Consider the following 17639-nt stretch of genomic DNA (forward strand, 5'->3'; position numbering starts at 1 on the left):
CCGCCGGACCGGATCGGGCAGGCTGGAGGCGTGACCGAGCAGCCGAGGGAGGACGTGGCCGAGGTCAGGGCCGCGCCCGCGCAGCAGGAGTCGCTGGCCGCCGTGCTCGGTGGTCGCCGAGGGGCACTGGACGCCACCGCGCCCGCGGTCGCGTTCGCCGGGGGGTGGTTCCTCGGGGACTCGTCGGTGGGTGCCGGCGCGGCCGCCGCCCTCGTCGTCGGACTCGCCGTGGCGCTGTGGCGGTTACGGCGCGGCGACCGTCCCCGCGCCGTCGTGCTGGGGCTGCTCGGTGTCGGGCTCGCCACGGTGATCGCCCTGTACACCGGCCGCCCGGAGGACTTCTTCCTCGCGCAGCTGATGTCGAACGTGGGCAGCGTGGTCGTGTGGGCGGCCAGCATCCTGATCCGCTGGCCGTTGCTGGGCGTGGTGGTCGGGGGCGTGCTCGGGCAGCGGACCCGGTGGCGTCGGGACCCGGCGCTGTTGCGCGCCTACAGCCTCGCGAGCTGGATCTGGGTCTGCCAGTACCTCGTGCGGGTCGCCGTGTTCCTCCCCCTCTGGTTGGCCGGGCTGGTCGGCCCCCTGCTCACCGCGCGGGTGGTGCTCAGCTGGCCGTTGGTGGCGCTCTGCCTCGCCGTGAGCTGGTGGGTGCTGCGGCGCGCGCTTCCCACCGAACACCCGGGGATCCGGCACCCCCGGGAAGCGGGAGGAGGTACCGGCGCCCCGCCACCCCGGGACGGCGGCCGAGCCGGGAACGGGTCGTTGGCCGACCAGCAGCCATCCACTCCGGATTCCCCCGACGTCGGCCGCGAGGCGACCTCACCGGCGGTGGCCGGCCCCGGTGGCCAGGAGGAGAGCGCCACCGAGCGCTGAGCGGTGGTGCCGGGACGTCGCCTGGTCAGGGGGAGAGCACCGGGTCCTGGTCGTGGCCGAGCAGCCGGCGGTGGGTGATCCGCGCCTGACGGCGTCCGGCCAGCCGGTTCAGCGCGAGCCAGGCCGCGCCGGCCGCGGCGTCGCCCGCCGCCAGGGGAGTGCCGCCCCAGCGGCGCGCCAGTTCCGCCCGGACGACCGCCCCGACCGAGGTCCCCTCGCCGAGGACGCTGCCGCCCATGACGAGGGGCGTCGTGTCCGAGGGGGGCCGGATGAGCGCCAGACCGGTGGCCAGCGCGAGGGCTCCCGCCCGCGCGATCTCCGCCGCCGGCGCGTGCCCCTCCCCGACCGAGGTGTCGACGAGCGGCGCCAGGGCGGCCAGGTCGATCGGTGGCCGACCGTTGACCGCCGTCAGCAGCCGCTGCTTCAGCGTGATGCGATCGCGCCTGTCCGGGGGGAGACCGCCCGGCACCTCCACCACCAGCGCGGCGAGGACGGCGTGGGACAGCGCCCCGCCGGGGCTGTCCGCGTCCAGTTCGCGCAGGGTGAGCCGCACGGCCTCCCGCCCGAGCCAGAACGCCGACCCCTCGTCGCCGAGCAACCAGCCGTGGCCACCCGCCGTCCGCACGAGACGACCCTGGTCGACCGCTCCCAGCACCGATCCGGTGCCGGCGATCACGACACTGCCCGTCGGCTCCGCCGTGGCCGAGGCGAAGGCGACCTCGCAGTCGTCGATGACGTCGACGGGGCAGCGGAGTCCCAGCGACCGCCAGGACTCGTCGAACAGCTCCCGAACCCTGGGGTCGGTCATCTTGCTCGCCCCCGCCAGGCCCAGGACCACGTACCGGACCAGACCCGGGTCGAGCGAACCGAGGGCCGAGCGCATCGCGGCACCGACCTCCCGGACGGCGATCTCCGGGGGGTGCGCGTTCGGGTTGCCGCCACCTCGGCGGCTCACCCGCACCCGCGTGCCGTCCAGGCCGGCGAGCAGGGCGCGGGTGGACGTACCCCCGACGTCGAGGCCGAGCACGAACTCCGCGGCAGTGTTCATCGGCACCTCCTGGCTGCGAGTATCCGGCACGGACCGCCCCGGGTCACCCGTTGGCGCGAGGGTGACCTCGGGTACGCGCCAGGTGGGTCACCGCGGGGTCGGCGCGGCTACTCCGTTCAGAGGTACCGTGAGGATGCCCGTCTCACCCAACCCCCTCGGTGAGGCGGGCTCCCCCGGCCGCCAACCGAGCCGGGGCCGGTGTGTCCCCGCCCTGGTCCCGAGGGTCGGCGTCCGGTCTACTTCGGGTCGGTCGAGGTCTGCCCGTAGTTGTTGGTGACGATGACGATGACCCCGGGGGCGGCGTCCCGGATGCCGTCGAACCTCGGCTCCACGGGGATGCCGAACGCGGCGCCGATCTCGCCGGCCAGCTGCTCCTCCGGGGTGCCGGGCCGGTAGTAGATGGTGGTGGAGGGGATCACGCCGGACGAGTAGTTCCCCACCTCCGACACGTCCCATCCCGAGTCGCGGAAGTCGCCGGCGGCCCGGTTCGCGAGGCCCCGCACCGTGCTGTTGTTGTACACCCGCAGTTCCGGCAGCTCCCCGCCGTCGTCGCCGGAGGCGGTCGATCCCGGTCCGGCGTCCTCGGAGTCGGACCCCGATCCCCCCTCGGAGCCCTCGGTCCCCTCCGGCGCGCCGGGCTCGTCCCCCGGTGCGCCGCCCTCCGCCGTCCCCTCGGGCCCCTCGGTCTCGTCGGCGTCCTCCGAGGACTCCGGAGACGAGGACCCGGACTCCGGGGCCGGGCCGGTCGGGGACGGCGAGCCACTCGACGTTCCAGCCCCGGAGGTCAGCGTGCTCTCCGCGGCGGTCGGTTCACCGTCGTCCTGGGTCAGGCTGACGACTCCGACGACGAGGGCCAGGATCGCGACCGCGAACATGCCGATGGCGGCGATTCGTAGCGGACGTGCCGAACCAGCGGGATCGACATTGCTCACGGGACGGGCCTCCAGGGCGATCGTGGTCTGGACTCGCTGGGGATTCCTGGTCTACTGGGGATCGAAACCCAGCCCCCGCGCGGTGCCGGCGCGGCGCCGGCTCCCTCGCAGGCGGGACAACCGTCGGGCGAGCATGGGATCGGCACGACGCGCTGCCGGCAGGTTGATCAGGACGTCCAGTCGCTCGTAGTAGCCTTCCGGGGACATTCCGAACAACTCCTGGACCGCCTGCTCCTTGGTGCCCGCGTACTTCCACCACTGGCTCTCGAATGCGAGGATGGCGCGGTCGAGAGCGCTGACTCCAGAGTCCGGCTCCGGCGTGGGTGGCAGAGCCTCCCCTGCGGCGTCCATCTGGGCTCCTCGCCTGACGGTCCGAGATCCTGGCGTCCAGCGAATGACACTCGTGTCATTCCGTGTCATTACATCATGTCAGCCCGTCACGAGCAGCCGATATCGACACGCGGGCGGTCAGCGGCGGCACTCCTTCGGTGAATGGCCCTGCCCTGGGACAACGCTCTCCCAACGGGCGCGCCCCTGGTCCGAGGATCGTGCGCGCGCCGGCGGCGGCGGAGCGGGCCGACCGGTGTGTCCCCCGTTCGGACCGAACGCATAGGGTCACCAGCATGGCCGTTCACCCCATCCGGATCGCGGGCGACCCCGTGCTGCACCAGCCGACTCGTCCGGTGGAGACCTTCGACGACGAACTCGCCCGGCTCGTCGAGGACATGTTCGAGACGATGGCGGCGGCGGAGGGTGTCGGACTCGCCGCCAACCAGATCGGGATCGACCTCCGGATCTTCGTCTACCACTGCCATGACGACGAGGGCGACTGGCACCGCGGCGTGGTCGCCAACCCCGTGCTGGAGACCTCCGAGATCCCCGAGGGGATGCCGGATCCCGACGACGACTACGAGGGCTGCCTCTCCGTGCCCGGTGAGGCGTTCCCTACGGGAAGGGCGCGCTGGGCGAAGGTGACCGGGCAGGACCAGCACGGCGAGCCCGTGGTGGTCGAGGGAACCGGGTTCTTCGCGCGCTGCCTCCAGCACGAGACCGACCACCTCGACGGCTACCTCTACGTGGACCGGCTCATCGGCCGGTACAAGCGGGAGGCCCGACGGGCGCTCAAGGCCAACCAGTGGGGACGGCCCGGGCTGTCGTGGGACCCCGCCACCGAGTCGGCGCGGGAGCAGAGCTGATCGGTCCCGTTCCGTTCCAGCCGGGCTGGGGACGGTCCCGGTCCCGCTGGCGGGTGCCCCGCGCGGGCCGGGTGGCGGCGGGACACCGGGCAGCGCCTCGGCCCGCCGGCCGGGGCCGGGTCCCTCCGCGCGCCGATGCGCCCGGCAGCCGCCGCGCGTCCCGGCAGCCACCGTTCCTCCACGGCGGACGGACGGGCGGTCGCGCCGGGGGCGGGTGCGCCGCCGTGCCGCCCGCCGGCCCCGAGGGCGGGTCGGCCGTGACCGTGCGGCGCACCGGCTGGGTTCGTGGTCGGGCCCGGCCGCGCACGATCGCGGTCTTTACGGGTGCCGCGCCTGGCCGTTAGCCTCGGCCGAAGACAACCGAACACACGCGGGAGCTCGCGCCAGAGCGGGCTGAGAGGGCGACTCGTGCCGGAGCACGGGTGTCGCCGACCGCATGAACCTGTCCGGGTAATGCCGGCGTAGGGAGGTGCCGCGATGGCGGCCGAGTCCGTTCCGTTCGACCTCGGGGAGTCCGGGAACCCGAGGGTCACCACCGGTCCGATCAGCGGATCGCGCAAGGTGCACGTCAGCACGCCGTCCGGGCTGCGCGTCCCCCAACGCCGGGTCACCCTCACCAACGGCGAACACCTCGACCTCTACGACACCTCGGGCCCCTACACGGACTCCGAGGCGACCGTGGACGTCCGCCGCGGGCTCGAACCGCTCAGGACGACGTGGATCACCGACCGGGAGGCCACCGGCGGTGGCACCCAGCTGTCCCTCGCGCGCTCCGGTGTGGTCACCCCGGAGATGGAGTTCGCGGCGGTGCGGGAGGGAGTCCCGCCGGAGCTGGTGCGCGACGAGGTCGCGGCCGGCAGGGCCGTCATCCCGGCCAACCGTCGCCATCCCGAGTCGGAGCCGATGGTGATCGGCAGGCGGTTCCTGGTCAAGGTCAACGCGAACATCGGCAACTCGGCGGTCACCTCCTCCATCGAGGAGGAGGTGGAGAAGATGGTGTGGGCCACCAGATGGGGCGCGGACACCATCATGGACCTGTCGACCGGTCGCCGAATCCACGAGACGAGGGAGTGGATCCTGCGGAACTCCCCGGTCCCGGTCGGCACCGTGCCCATCTACCAGGCGTTGGAGAAGGTCGGCGGGGACCCAGCCCGGCTCTCCTGGCCCGTCTACCGCGACACCGTCCTCGAACAGGCCGAGCAGGGCGTGGACTACATGACGGTCCACGCCGGTGTCCTGCTCCGGTACGTCCCGTTGGCCGCCCACCGCGTCACCGGCATCGTCTCCAGGGGCGGTTCGATCATGGCGGCCTGGTGCCTCGCGCACCACGAGGAGAGCTTCCTCTACACGCACTTCGAGGAACTCTGCGAGATCTTCCGCGAGTACGACATCACCTTCTCCCTGGGGGACGGCCTGCGTCCCGGCTCGATCGCCGACGCCAACGACGAGGCGCAGTTCGCGGAACTCCGCACCCTCGGGGAACTGACTCACGTCGCGCGCCGACACGACGTCCAGGTGATGGTCGAGGGCCCGGGGCACGTCCCGATGCACCTGATCGAGGAGAACGTGCGGTTGGAGGAGGAGCTCTGCGGAGAGGCGCCCTTCTACACCCTCGGCCCGCTCGCCACGGACATCGCCCCGGCCTACGACCACATCACCTCGGCCATCGGAGCCGCGATGATCGCGCGGGCGGGTACCGCGATGTTGTGCTACGTCACCCCCAAGGAACACCTCGGGCTCCCGGACCGGGACGACGTCAAGACCGGTGTGGTCGCCTACCGGATCGCGGCGCACGCCGCCGACCTCGCCAAGGGCCACCCCCGGGCCCGGGAGCGGGACGACGCCCTGTCCAGGGCACGCTTCGAGTTCCGCTGGGTGGACCAGTTCCACCTGGCCCTCGACCCGGACACGGCCCGGGCCTTCCACGACCAGACCCTGCCGGCGGAACCGGCGAAGACCGCCCACTTCTGCTCCATGTGCGGACCGAAGTTCTGCTCCATGCGCATCAGCCAGGACGTGCGGCGGTTCGCGGAGGAACGCGGCCTGACCACGGAGCGGGCGGTCGAGGAGGGCATGAGGGCCAAGGCGGCCGAGTTCACCGCCAGTGGCGGCTCGGTCTACCTGCCGGTGGTGGAGCGATGAGCCCCCGGTCGACCCCCGGCCCGGGGGTGACGCCCCGGACCGCCTTGACCATCGCGGGTTCGGACTCCGGCGGCGGCGCTGGTGTCCAGGCCGACCTCAAGACCTTCCTCGCCTGCGGGGTCCACGGCATGTCCGCGATCACCGCCGTGACCGTCCAGAACTCGCTCGGCGTCAGCGGGTTCCACGAGATCCCGGCGGAGACGGTGCGGGACCAGGTCCGGGTGGTCACCACCGACATCGGCGCGAACGCGGTGAAGACGGGGATGTTGGCTAGCGCGGGGATCATCGAGGCGGTGGCGGGGACGTGCGACGAGCTCGGGATCGGCCGGGCGGCCGAGATCCCGCTCGTGGTGGATCCGGTGGCCGCCTCGATGCACGGCGACTCCCTGCTGGCGGACAGCGCGCTGGGCGCGGTCAGGGAGGTGTTGCTGCCTCGGGCGACGCTGACCACCCCGAACCTCGACGAGGTGCGGCTGCTGACCGGTGTCGAGGTCACCAGGCGCGCGGACCTGCGCAAGGCGGCCGAGGCCGTGCTGGCCCTCGGACCGCGGTGGGTGCTGATCAAGGCGGGGCACCTGTCCGCCGACTCGGACTGCGTCGACCTCCTCGTGGGCGCGGGTGGTGAGGTCATCGAGCTGCCGGGCCCGCGTCATCCGACGGAACACACGCACGGCGGCGGCGACACGCTCGCCGCGGCCGTGACCGCCGCCCTGGCCCAGGGGCGGGACCTCGTCGACGCGGTGCGGGTCGGCAAGCGGTACATCATGCGGGCGGTGGCCGCCGCCTATCCGCTCGGCGGCGGCGTCGGGCCCGTCTCGGCGTTCTGGCGGGTCTCCGACGTCCCGTGGTGAGTCCGTCCCCCGTCACCGGAAGACCCGCCGGGACTCCCACCGGGTAGGCACCGCTGGGGGCGGCCGGGCCGCCCCGGTGCCGGGGCCCCCGGTCGTGGCGGGGCGGGTGCCCGAGGCCCTGCCGCCAGCCAGGTGATCAACCAAAGGCTGATCGGTGATCACTCCCGGTGATCGTTCTGGTGGTGTTCGGCGCTGGGCCCGCCTCGGTCAGCCGGTGGCCCGGCCCGACGTCACCGGTCACCCCGGCCGCTCCCCGTGGCGCCGACCCCACCGCCCTCCGGGGCGCGAGGGCGCGCCGCGGGGCGGGCGGTGAACGGAGGGGCCCCGCCCGGTCGGGCGGTGGCGCCGCCTACCACCACCCCCGCCCCACCCGCCTCGACCGGTCTCGCCGGCCAGGGCTCGAGAGCCGCTCCGGGGGTCCGGGCGTTCGGCCGGCGGGTGCGCGGGGCCGCACAACCGCACACCGGTCGCGCCGTACCGTCCGCCGGTCGGGCGATCGGGTAGCCCGATCGCGGCGTGAAGTCCCGGCAACGCTGTCATGATCCTGTCGCGTGTCCTCCCCACGGGGAGGGACCGTCGCTGAGTGGGGCGAAAGCGCGGTGTGGTCGAGCGCCTCATCCCCGTCCCCGCCGCGAAGGGCCCTGGACGGGGTGGCTCGGCCCCGCCGCCGCCCCCGTCGGTCACCCCTTCCCCGCTGGGCCTCCGCGCGGCACCGGGACACCGGCGCCTCCCGTGGACGTCGCCGTAACGCTCCGCGTTCCGGGGGCAATAACAGAGCAGGTGCCCCGTGCGCCCGAGGGCCGCTCCCGGGGAGCGGCAGGGGATGGCGCGGTGGGGCCCGGCACGAGATCGGGGGGTTGCCGTGGCGGCAGAACGGTCGGCCAGACCTTTTCCTACTCTCGGGTGGTCCTTGCCCGCTGAGCGTGTGGTGCGGTCACTTCGTGTAGTTGATCAGGGAACATTCTCGTCGTGGTTGGTTGGGTGCTGACAGGCATACGGTCGCGACCGTCAACTCGCCTGAGCGTGGAGCTGCCGGTTCGGCAGCTCGTGATGACGGCCGTGGCGGTCGGACTCGCCACCGGCGTCGCGGTGCCGCTCGGCCTGGACCGGGTGGCCGTCCTCGGTGGACTCGTGGCGGTGCTCACGCTCGTCGGAGCGAGCGTCGGGCCGCTGCGCGCCGACCTGAGAGCGATGGTGTGGTTGGGGCCGCTCCTCACCGCCGTCGTCGCGGTGGGGCCGTCCCTGGAGGGGCCACCGGCCATCGTCGTGGCCTCGCTGGTCGTCCTGGGGGCGGGCATGCTGCCCGCCCTGGGCAGCGGCTACCTGCGGGTCGGGCAGGTCATGGCCACCACCACCCTGCTCGCCCTGACCACCGGCCTGGGCGAGGGCCAGGACCCGGTGTTCCTGGCGGCGGGCGGGGCCTGCGGTGTGCTGCTGGCCGTCGTGGTCCGGATCGCCGCGGGCAAGGACGACCCGTCCGGACCCACCCGCGCCGCCGTGGCGGCGGCCCTCACCGACCAGACCCCCGGCGGGCTGCACGACGCCGCCCGGGTGTGGCGAGCCGACGGCACCCGGGCCTGGCTGGGTGAGGTGCTCGCGGGGGCCGCCGAGTACCGGGCCGGCCGGGCCATGCTGCTGGCCGGCGCGGCGAGGTCGACCGGGGTCGAGGCGCGGAGGCTCCGCACCATCGCCAGCGACGCCGAGCTGGTGGCTGGGGAGCTGGCGGCGGCCGTCACCGCCCCCGCCTGCACCGGGCTACCGGCGATGGCGAAGCTGGACCCGGCGGCGAAGGTGCTCGCGGAACGCGGGGCGGAGCTGCCCCCCGCGGTGGGGATGGTGCGGTCCGGCCTGGACAGGGTCCGCCGCGCCGTGGTCGACCGGAAGCCGGACCGGTTGGCGAGGCCGTCGTGGCGGGGCGTGCTGCTGCGCGCCCTCGGCGTGCTGACCGCGCACCTCTCCTTCCGGTCCTCCCTGTTCCGGCACTCGCTCCGCTGCGCGCTCGCGGTCGCCGGAGGCATGTTCATCACCCTGTGGCTGGACACGCCGTCCGCGGCCCCGATGCTGCTGGTGCTCTACCTCGTCCTCCAGCCGATCACCCGCGACACGATGGAGGGGGGCCTGCAGCGGACCGGGGCCTCGGTCGTCGGTGTCGCGCTCGCGGCCGGGCTGGTCGCGCTGCTGCCATGGCCGTGGGTGCTCATCCCGGTGGCGCTCTTCGCCATGATCGCCGGCGTGTCGGTGCTGCGGACCAGCTTCCCGCTGCTCATGTCCGGTGTGGTGGCCGTCGTGCTGCTCGTCCAGGTCCCGGCCACCGAACGGCCCGTGGCGGCCGTCCTGGTCAGCTTCGGCGCGATCACCGCCGTCGGGGCCACCCTGGCACTGATCCTCGGCTACGCCAGCTACCTCGTGCTGCCCAGCAGTTCGTTGCCCAACGTCGGCCGGACCACGCGGATGGCGGCGCTGGCGGTCGGCGAACTCACGCGAGGCGCCTACGGGGCACGGGACACCTCGGAAGGTCGCAGGGCCTTGCGCGGTGCCTACGTGCGGTCCCTGCGACGCACCCAGGACCTGCTCGGGCTGCCAGCGCGGCTGGAGGAGGCCGGCCCGTCCGCCGAGGAGGCCGCCCGCCGAGCGGGGGCGGCGCTGGACGCCCTGCGGGCCGCCGTCGGCGGCGTCGCGTTCCGCCCCCAGGAGGTCCGGGAGCGTCTCACGCCCGTGCTGCGCCTGGCCGACGAGGAACTGAGCGAGGTGGGCCGCCGCGCTCCCCGCGAGGAACGACCGGACCTCGCCGGGATCGAGCTGCTGGCCGGGCCGGTCGTCGAGGGCGCCTACCTGTCCCGGTTGGCGGTGGACGAGCTGGTCGAGCTGGGGAGGGAGCTCTCCGAGGACGCCGAGCAGGAGGCGACACCGGACGCCGCCTTCGAGCACGCGTTCCGGTACCGGTCCTGGTGAGGACGGGCGCGGCGCCCGCGCCGGCGGAGCGGTCTCACCACCCGCCCTCGACGGCTGGGCTGGAGGCCCGCGCCCAGAACCGCCGGGGGATGCGACCGGCCAGGCGTGCCTCCCGACCGGCCCGGACGGCGTCCCGCATCGCCCGCGCCATCCGCTCCGGTTCGTCGGCTCGGGTGACCGAGGTGGCGAGCAGCACCGCGGCGCAGCCCAGTTCCATAGCCAGGGCGGCGTCGGAGGCGGTCCCGATGCCGGCGTCCAACACGACGGGCACCGACGCGCGGTTCACGATGAGTTCGATGTTGTGCGGGTTGCGGATGCCCAGACCCGAACCGATGGGTGAGCCGAGCGGCATCACCGCCGCGCAGCCCGCGTCCTCCAGCCGGCGCGCGAGTACCGGGTCGTCGTTGGTGTAGGCGAGGACGGTGAAGCCGTCGGCCACCAGTCGTTCGGCCGCGTCCAGCGTTTCGAACGGGTCCGGGAGCAGCGTGTCCTCGTCGGCGACGACCTCCAGTTTGACCCAGTTCGTGTCGAGCGCCTCCCTGGCGAGCTGGGCCGTCAGCACCGCCTCCGCCGCGCTGCGGCACCCGGCCGTGTTGGGCAGCGTCCCGACCCCGCACCGGCGGAGCAGGTCGAGGACTCCGGGGCCTCCCGAGGTGTCGGCCCTGCGGAGCGACACGGTGGTCAGCTCGGTTCCCGAGGCCACCAGCGCGCGTTCCAACACCGACAGGTTCGCGGCCCCGCCCGTCCCCAGCACCAGCCGGGACGAGAAGCGGCGACCGGCGATCTCCAGCACGTCGTCCATCGACCTCACCCTCCCTGTACCGCTGTCAGCACCTCGAGCCGCGCGCCGGGCGTCAGCTCGGTCCGCGTCCACTCGGCGCGGGGGACCAGCTGGCCGTCGAGCGCGACCGCGGTCCCCCGCGCCGGTGCGCCGGCGGCGGCCACCGCCCCCGCGACCGTGCACGACTCGGCGAGCTCGTGCGCGCGGCCGTTGATCAGCACCCGCATCACCGCACCTCCTCCACGTGGTCGGCCCCGCCCACCGTCGCGAAACGCGCCGGGTCGGTCGCCGACAGCAGTTCCTCGGCGTCGGTCGACGCCGAGGTGAACGCCGCCCTGGCCAGCCCGAGCAGCCGGCCGACCAGCTCGACCGTCACCGGCGTCAGCAGGAGGCCGTTGCGGTGGTGGCCACTGGCGACCAGCAGCCCGGGTTCGAGCGCGCCCACCAGCGGGACGTTGTCCGGGCTGCCGGGTCGCAGGCCCGCGATGGTCTCGGTGACCTCGTACTCGTCGAGGGCGGGGACGAGCGCGCCCGCGTCGGTCAGCAGCTCGCGCACCGCCCGCGCCGTCACCGAGGTGTCGAAGCCGTTCTCCCGTTGGGAGGCGCCCACCACGAGGCGGCCGCCGTCCCGGGGCACCAGGTAGGCGGTGCGGCCGTGCACCGAACCTCGGATCACGCGCCGGGGCGGTGGCAGGCTGCCCGGGGTCGCGGCGAGTCGGATCACCTCGCCCTTCACCGGGCGGATCAACCGCTCCAGCCCGGGGTGCAGCTGGCTCGACCACGCGCCGGCGGCCAGCACGACCACGTCGCACTCCCGGGTCCCACGCTCCCCGTCCTCGCCACCGCCCACGTCGAGCCGGGGCGGCCCGCCGGGACCCACGCGCGTGGCGCGGCGCAGCAGCACCCGACCACCGCGTGCCTCCTCCGCGAGCCAATCGGTGTCGAACACGGCGCCGGCGGCCCGCGCGGCGGCGCGCACCGTCCACAGCAGACGTCGGTTGTCCACGGCGAGGTCGCCGGGCACGTGGAGCCCGTGGCGGACCGCCGGCCCCAGCGCCGGCTCCAGCGAGCGTGCCTCCCGCCCGGACAGCGCGGTCACCTCCCGGCCGCGCGCGGCGAGGTAGCGGGCCAGCCGTTCCAGGTCGGCCCGGTCCGCACCGTCCACTCCGACCAGGAGGCCGCCCTCGGCGGAGAGCAGCGGGCCACCCGGCGCGCGGTCCGCCGCGCCTCCCGCCGCCACCGAGACGGCCGAGGCGAACGCGGGCCAGGACTCCAGCGACGCGGAGCCGAGTCGCAGGGAGATCTCCTCCCCCGGCCAGGCCTCGGAGACGGGGGCCAGCATCCCACCGGCCACCCAGGAGGAACTGGTGCCGGCCGGTTCCGGACCCACCACGACCACCGACCAGCCGGCGGTGGCCGCGTGCCAGGCGACCGCGCTGCCGATCACCCCGGCGCCGACGACGACCAGCTGGTTCGTTCGATTCACCGATGACACACCACTCACCACGCTCCCTGCGCCGGCATGATCCGGATCAGGTTCCACGGTCGGGGCCGGCAGGCCCCCTCTCAGCCTGGTGCCCCAGACTCCCGTGCGGACTGCCCTCACCGTAACCCGGCGGCGGGGCCGGGAACCACCCGCCCGCCCGGGGAGGTCGGCCGGGTGGGGTCCCATGGACGTCGTCACCCGCGCGACGCGTCTCCTAGGCTCACGGGTATGCCAGGACTGACGGGAGAGCGGGTACGGGCTCGGCTCGCGGCCGCCCGGCTCTATCTGTGCGTCGACGCCCGCCGGGACAGGGGCGACCTCGCCGAGGTGGTGGCGGCCGCGTTGGCCGGCGGGGTGGACGTCGTGCAGCTGCGGGACAAGGGTGGCCGGTCCGGGCCGCTGGAGGCTCGGGAGGAACTGGCGGCGCTGCGGACGATCGGGGAGCTGTGCGCCGGGCACGGCGCGCTGCTCGCGGTCAACGACCGGGCGGACATCGCGTTGGCGGCCGGGGCCGACGTGCTGCACCTCGGGCAGGACGACCTGCCGGTCTCGTGGGCGCGTCGGGTGGTCGGGGAGGACGTCGTGATCGGCCGGTCGACCCACGACCGGGGCCAGGCGGACGCGGCCGCGGTGGAGCCCGGGGTCGACTACTTCTGCGTGGGCCCCTGCTGGACCACCCCGACGAAACCGGGCCGACCGGCCGCCGGGCTCGACCTGGTGCGCCACACGGCGCGGCGTTGGGGGACCGACGGCCGGCCCTGGTTCGCCATCGGCGGTATCGGCCCGGAGCGGTTGTCCGGGGTCCTCGACGCCGGAGCGGAACGGATCGTCGTCGTCCGGGCCATCACCGAGGCGGCCGATCCCCGGGAGGCCGCCTCGGCCCTGCGGAAGCGGTTGCCCCCGGCCTGAGGGGGCGGGCTTGGTCAGGCGGTGCGCAGCGTGAGACCCCAGGAGGCCAGCAGGGGGTTGACCGGCAGGACGTGGTCGCTTCCCCCGCCGCCGGGGCACGGTCCACTCGCGAGCAGGAGCACGCCCTGGGCCTGGTTGCCGCTGACGACCGGCGTCCCCTCGTCACGGCCGCGGTCGGAGCACAGCGTCGTCCTCGTGAGACCGGAGACGGTGCCCTCCGGGAACGCCACCGACTGGTCGTGGGCCAGCACGTTCCCGCACCGCCAGCCCGCGGTCGAGGTGGTGGCGCAGACGGCGCCACCCACCGGGACCCGGGTCGAACCGAGGACCGCTGTGCCGCCGCCGGCGCGACCGACGCTCGGGCTCAGGGTCCACGCGTCGGTGGTCTCCACCCAGGCACCACCGGGGACGGGGTACGTGCTGCCCCGGACCACGCCGACGAGTTCGCCTCCGGTGGTGCGCACCTCACCTCCCACCGGGCCGCACCGGCTCGTCGCGACGAAGCCCTCGGTCACGGTGAAGCCCACGACGCAGCGGCCGGTGTCGACCAGGAAGGCGTCCCCGCCGCGGATCTCACCGCCGGTGCCGGCGGAGGGGGACGGCGCCGCCGTCACGCCGCCGCTGGCGGCGAGCAGCGCCGCCACGACGGCCGCTCCGGTGACCAGTGCGCGGAAAGTTCCTCTCATGGCTGCTCCCTGGGGGTGGTCCTGCTCGGTGGCGTGGGGGAGTGCGTTCCCCCGGTCCGCGTTCGGGCGGTGCTGGGCAGCCACGCACCCGGGGTCGATCAGTGGCGCGCGCCGCGCCGGGGCGGCGGGTGTTCCGACGGGACGGGCCGCCCATCCGGTCGGGATGGGCGGCCCGTGTTCACGAGTGCGGAGGAGTGCCCGGATCAGCCCCTGGTCAGGGACAGGCCCCAGCGGGAGAGGATCGGGTTGAGCGGCTGGAAGTAGGTGGTGCCGCCCCAGGTGCAGTTGCCGGAGCCACCGGAGGTGACGCCCTGGGCCTGGCTGCCGCTCAGCCAGGAACCACCGGAGTCACCGCCCTCGGCGCAGGCGTTGGTCCTGGTCAGGCCGCTGACCGCGCCCTGGGCGTAGAAGACGGTCTGGTTCTTGGCCTGGACGGTGCCGCAGCGCCAGCCGGTGGTGGAGCCGGACCGGCAGATGGAGGCGCCGACGGCGGCCTCGGTGGAGCCGCTGACGGTGACGGTGGTGTTGCCGCTGTAGCGGTTCACCAGGGGACGCGGGGTCCAGTTGGCGTTGGTCCGGACGTAACCCATGTCGCTGCCCGGGAAGACCGAGCCGGCGACCTGGCCGGAGGAGACGCGGTTGTAGCCCTGGGTCGCGGTACCGACCCCACCGCAGTGGCCCGCGGTCACGTAGCCGACCGACACGGAGAAGCCGACCGAGCAACGGGAGCCACCGAAGTAGTAGGCGTCGCCGCCGATGATGTCGTAGAGGGTCCGGGGCTGCTCGGTGCTCTCCACCACGGTCACCGCGTCGGCGTTGACCCCGGAGTCGGCGACGAAGTCCGCCGCCGCCTCGCCGCTGCCCAGGGCGGTGGTCACCACGACGGTGTTGTCGGCGGTGTCCACGTACCAGCCGGTGACGCCGTCGGGCACCTCGGTGGTCTCGTTCAGGGTCGACACCACGCCGTCCAGGCTGTCGGCGCTGTAGGCCACGACCTCCGGGGTCGCCCCTGCGGCGCGAACCTCGTCGGCCTTCTCGGCGGTGGTCACGCCGACGACGAGGGTGTTGGTGTCCCCGTCGAAGTGGGCCCCGCCGAACGACGAACCCAGGCTCGCGCGCAGCTCCTCCTCGGTCTCGACGGCGGTGGCCTCCACCGCGACCCTCGTGAGTGCCTCCTGCTCGGTCAGGCCGAGGTCCCGCTGCATCGCCGAGAGCATCTCCGGCGAGGCCACGGTGGCGTCGGGTCCTTCCGGGGTGTCCGCGCCGGCTGGCAGGGCCAGCGCGGTGGCCGTGCCGGCGGCCGCGACCAGGGCACCGGCGATGCGGGCCAAGGATCTGTTCCTCATGTTTCGCGTCTCCCTTGTAGGGGTGCAGGGATATCCGGGGAGGGGAGTGGGTCTGGCGAGAGGCCCCGCCCCGGAGGTGCCTCGTCCGAGGTGGACTGGGCCGTGCCGGTCGGCGCGACTGGGCTGGGCACCAACAGCCCTGGCTCATGGGTTTCCGCGGTTCGGCTGTGGCGGTGAGAGGTGAGCTCGGTTGTGGACCTGGACGGCGTCGTCAGTGGGTGTCCGACGTGAACAACTGGGTCCTCTCCGTTCACACCGGCGTCGCCGCCGGTTCATCCAGGCCCCCGTTGGAGTGAAAGTCTTGGCTCAGGATCGTGTTACGGATATCCGCCAATCGGGGAAAAACCGTCACAGTCGTCGGACCGGCGCTCACGTCCCGTAATGGCGTTCCGCTGTCGTACCGCTGTTTCGGTCGTTGTCCGGTGAACGAGTCATGGTCCGAACGGGGGTTGGTTCTGGACCGGATGCCGAGCACCCGTTCCGCCCGGTCCCGCGTGCGGCACGCACGTCAACGGGCGGCCTCCCCCGATCGGAGGAGGCCGCCCGTTGGCGAACCGAACAGTTTTTGTCAGAAACCCGCGACTGGGCCGCTCGGGATCAGGAGGTGGTCAGGCTCAGCCCGAACTCGGAGAGGATCGGGTTCAGCGGCTGGAAGAAGGTGGTGCCCCCCAGGGTGCAGTTGCCGGAGCCACCGGAGGTGACGCCCTGGGCCTGGCTACCGCTCAGCCAGGAACCACCGGAGTCGCCGGGTTCGGCGCAGGCGCTGGTCTGGGTCATCTCGTGGACGGCGCCCTCCTGGTAGTTGACGGTGACGCCCTTGGCCTCGATGGTGCCGCAGTGCCAGCCGGTGGTGGAGCCGGAACGGCAGACCGAGGCGCCGATCGCGGCTTCGGAGGAACCGCTGACGGCGACGGTGCCGCCGTCGTAGTCGTTGACCGCCGCGGTCGGCGTCCAGCTGGAGTTGGTCTCCACCCAGCCCATGTCACTGCCCGGGAAGATCGAGCCGGCGACGGTGCCCTGCGACTGCTGGTTCACCCCGGAGGTGCTGGTGCCGACGGTGCCGCAGTGGCCGGCGGTGACGAACCCGCCGTCCACTGAGAACCCGACGGAACAGCGCGAGGCGCCCGGGTAGTAGGCGTCACCGCCGACGATGTCGGCGAAGGGGACCGGCGTGGAGTTGGCCTCCTCGACGACCCGGACGGTGCCGTCGCTGGCCGCCCGGTCGAGGAAGGCGTCCACCTCGGCGTCCCGCAGCTCCGGGTCCACGGTGACGACGACGGAGTTGGTCTCGACGTCGACCGCCCAGCTGCTCACCCCGGCGGGGGCGCCCTGGCTGGTCGCGGTCTGGTCGATGGCCGACTTCACCGACTCCAGCTCGACGAGGGTGTGCTCCACCACGCGAGGCACCGCACCGGCGGCCCGCACCGCGCTCGCCTCCGCCTCGTCGGTGACGGCCACGACGAGCGCGCCCCGCTCGGCGTCGAAGACGGCGCCGGCGAAGACGCCGTCCAACGTGCGGGTCAGGGTCTCCTCCGCGGTCGCCGCGGCCGCTTCCTGGGCCAGGCGGAGTTCGGCTTCGGCGGCGTCGAGGCCGAGGTCCCGCTGCATGGCGAGCAGGACCTCCTGGTCGGCGCTGACCGGGGCCGGGGCCTCCTGGTCGGCGGTGGCGGGGAGGGTGAGGCCAACGGTCGTTCCGGCGGCCAGCACGACCGCTCCGGTAACGCGCGCCGCGATTCTCCGATTCACTAGATGTCTCCTTGTTCACGAGTGCAGGGACACCCCGCGGGCGGTTTCTTGGCAGGGGCCCGCCCGCGGGTCTCAACTCGTAGCGGACCGGGGTCGTGGGAACCCCGGTCGAGGGGATCAGCGGTCTCATCGACTCGCGCCTGGCGGAGGACGACTGTCCGGACGCCGCGCCGCTGTGTGCTCGGTCGCCCTTCCCTGTCGATTCCACTTCAGACCATTACGGATGATTACCATCCGGTAGCTAGACGTTATTAAGCCGTTACTGCTGTCCGGAAGCCATCATTCGGAGTCAAAGAAGCGACTGGACGGCGGATAGACGCGCCGTTTTCGTAACCCCTCGTGTTGATCTAGTGCACACAGTGGTGAACGTGTGCGTGGTCAAGTTGGTGAGTTACCGGCATCGCTTACCGCACGGACGGGAAGTGACCTACCAATCACGCGCATGGTCTCGCGCCTTCTCCGTGGCGATATCGGGCGAATCCCCGGAAGGCCCCACGGGGGCGCTACTGGTGGTGGATGACCGAGAACGTGGCGGAGGGATGACGGCGGCCGTCCTGAGCGGGACGCGTACCGGGCGGCCGAACCGTGCCATGTGGACCTGGCCTGGCGGACGAGGACGGCGAGAACGCGTGGTGCGCCGCCGGCTGGGGCCCGACGCGACCGTGGCCGCGCTGCTCGACGCCGGGTGGGGCTC

15 protein-coding genes and 1 riboswitch are annotated in these 17639 nt (G+C 73.6%); of the genes, 6 read left to right on the forward strand and 9 right to left on the reverse strand.

Annotated elements, in window-relative coordinates:
• Positions 1-30: 30 nt before the first annotated feature.
• A complete protein-coding gene (locus ACOJVX_RS01800; protein ID WP_081893456.1) occupies positions 31-870 on the forward strand; it encodes a DUF3159 domain-containing protein in 840 nt (279 codons plus the stop codon).
• Between the two features lie 25 nt (positions 871-895).
• Here the strand turns inward: ACOJVX_RS01800 and ACOJVX_RS01805 are convergent, their stop codons facing one another.
• The 3 genes from ACOJVX_RS01805 to ACOJVX_RS01815 form a co-directional block, all read right to left on the reverse strand.
• Positions 896-1918, reverse strand: coding sequence for an N-acetylglucosamine kinase (locus tag ACOJVX_RS01805; RefSeq protein WP_035291315.1), 1023 nt, complete (start codon positions 1916-1918; stop codon positions 896-898).
• Positions 1919-2154: 236 nt separating this feature from the next.
• On the reverse strand, positions 2155-2850 hold the full coding sequence (locus tag ACOJVX_RS01810) for a LytR C-terminal domain-containing protein (protein ID WP_026417561.1): 696 nt from the start codon (positions 2848-2850) through the stop codon (positions 2155-2157).
• 51 nt (positions 2851-2901) lie between these two features.
• Positions 2902-3201, reverse strand: coding sequence for a DUF3263 domain-containing protein (locus ACOJVX_RS01815; RefSeq protein ID WP_016698464.1), 300 nt, complete (start codon positions 3199-3201; stop codon positions 2902-2904).
• A gap of 272 nt (positions 3202-3473) precedes the next feature.
• On the opposite strand from ACOJVX_RS01815, the gene ACOJVX_RS01820 reads away from it, so the two are divergent.
• From ACOJVX_RS01820 to ACOJVX_RS01835, 4 genes are all read left to right on the forward strand, one after another.
• Positions 3474-4046, forward strand: a complete 573-nt coding sequence (locus ACOJVX_RS01820; protein WP_026417560.1) for a peptide deformylase — start codon at positions 3474-3476, stop codon at positions 4044-4046.
• 477 nt (positions 4047-4523) lie between these two features.
• Entirely contained in the window at positions 4524-6188 is a 1665-nt protein-coding gene (gene thiC, locus ACOJVX_RS01825) for a phosphomethylpyrimidine synthase ThiC (RefSeq protein ID WP_422647193.1), read from the forward strand.
• Positions 6185-7039, forward strand: a complete 855-nt coding sequence (gene thiD, locus ACOJVX_RS01830) for a bifunctional hydroxymethylpyrimidine kinase/phosphomethylpyrimidine kinase (protein ID WP_030105146.1) — start codon at positions 6185-6187, stop codon at positions 7037-7039. Before thiC ends, thiD begins: the two co-directional genes overlap by 4 nt.
• Before the next feature lie 1023 nt (positions 7040-8062).
• The gene (locus ACOJVX_RS01835; RefSeq protein ID WP_051712681.1) at positions 8063-9991 is read left to right on the forward strand and encodes an FUSC family protein; all 1929 of its coding nucleotides are present in this window, start codon (positions 8063-8065) and stop codon (positions 9989-9991) included.
• Positions 9992-10025: 34 nt separating this feature from the next.
• On the opposite strand, the gene ACOJVX_RS01840 is transcribed toward ACOJVX_RS01835, so the two are convergent.
• The 3 genes from ACOJVX_RS01840 to ACOJVX_RS01850 are packed head-to-tail and all read right to left on the reverse strand — an operon-like array spanning position 10026 to position 12258.
• Positions 10026-10793, reverse strand: a complete 768-nt coding sequence (locus ACOJVX_RS01840; RefSeq protein ID WP_030105149.1) for a thiazole synthase — start codon at positions 10791-10793, stop codon at positions 10026-10028.
• A 5-nt stretch (positions 10794-10798) separates the two neighbouring features.
• A complete protein-coding gene (gene thiS, locus ACOJVX_RS01845; RefSeq protein WP_026417556.1) occupies positions 10799-10999 on the reverse strand; it encodes a sulfur carrier protein ThiS in 201 nt (66 codons plus the stop codon).
• On the reverse strand, positions 10999-12258 hold the full coding sequence (locus ACOJVX_RS01850) for an FAD-dependent oxidoreductase (protein ID WP_422647194.1): 1260 nt from the start codon (positions 12256-12258) through the stop codon (positions 10999-11001). Before ACOJVX_RS01850 ends, thiS begins: the two co-directional genes overlap by 1 nt.
• Before the next feature lie 6 nt (positions 12259-12264).
• Positions 12265-12373: riboswitch (TPP riboswitch) on the reverse strand.
• A 113-nt stretch (positions 12374-12486) separates the two neighbouring features.
• Here ACOJVX_RS01850 and thiE point away from each other — a divergent pair.
• Complete coding sequence (gene thiE, locus ACOJVX_RS01855; protein ID WP_418153882.1) at positions 12487-13167, forward strand: thiamine phosphate synthase; 681 nt, start codon at positions 12487-12489, stop codon at positions 13165-13167.
• 14 nt (positions 13168-13181) lie between these two features.
• Here the strand turns inward: thiE and ACOJVX_RS01860 are convergent, their stop codons facing one another.
• From ACOJVX_RS01860 to ACOJVX_RS01870, 3 genes are all read right to left on the reverse strand, one after another.
• Positions 13182-13853: a S1 family peptidase gene (locus ACOJVX_RS01860; RefSeq protein ID WP_418153881.1), complete on the reverse strand. Its 672-nt coding sequence runs from the start codon at positions 13851-13853 to the stop codon at positions 13182-13184.
• Between the two features lie 203 nt (positions 13854-14056).
• Positions 14057-15199, reverse strand: a complete 1143-nt coding sequence (locus tag ACOJVX_RS01865; protein WP_026417553.1) for a S1 family peptidase — start codon at positions 15197-15199, stop codon at positions 14057-14059.
• A 597-nt stretch (positions 15200-15796) separates the two neighbouring features.
• Positions 15797-16945, reverse strand: a complete 1149-nt coding sequence (locus tag ACOJVX_RS01870) for a S1 family peptidase (protein ID WP_030105156.1) — start codon at positions 16943-16945, stop codon at positions 15797-15799.
• Positions 16946-17639 lie beyond the last annotated feature (694 nt).

It is taken from the genome of Actinoalloteichus caeruleus (assembly GCF_049311605.1).
Lineage (GTDB): Bacteria > Actinomycetota > Actinomycetes > Mycobacteriales > Pseudonocardiaceae > Actinoalloteichus_B > Actinoalloteichus_B caeruleus.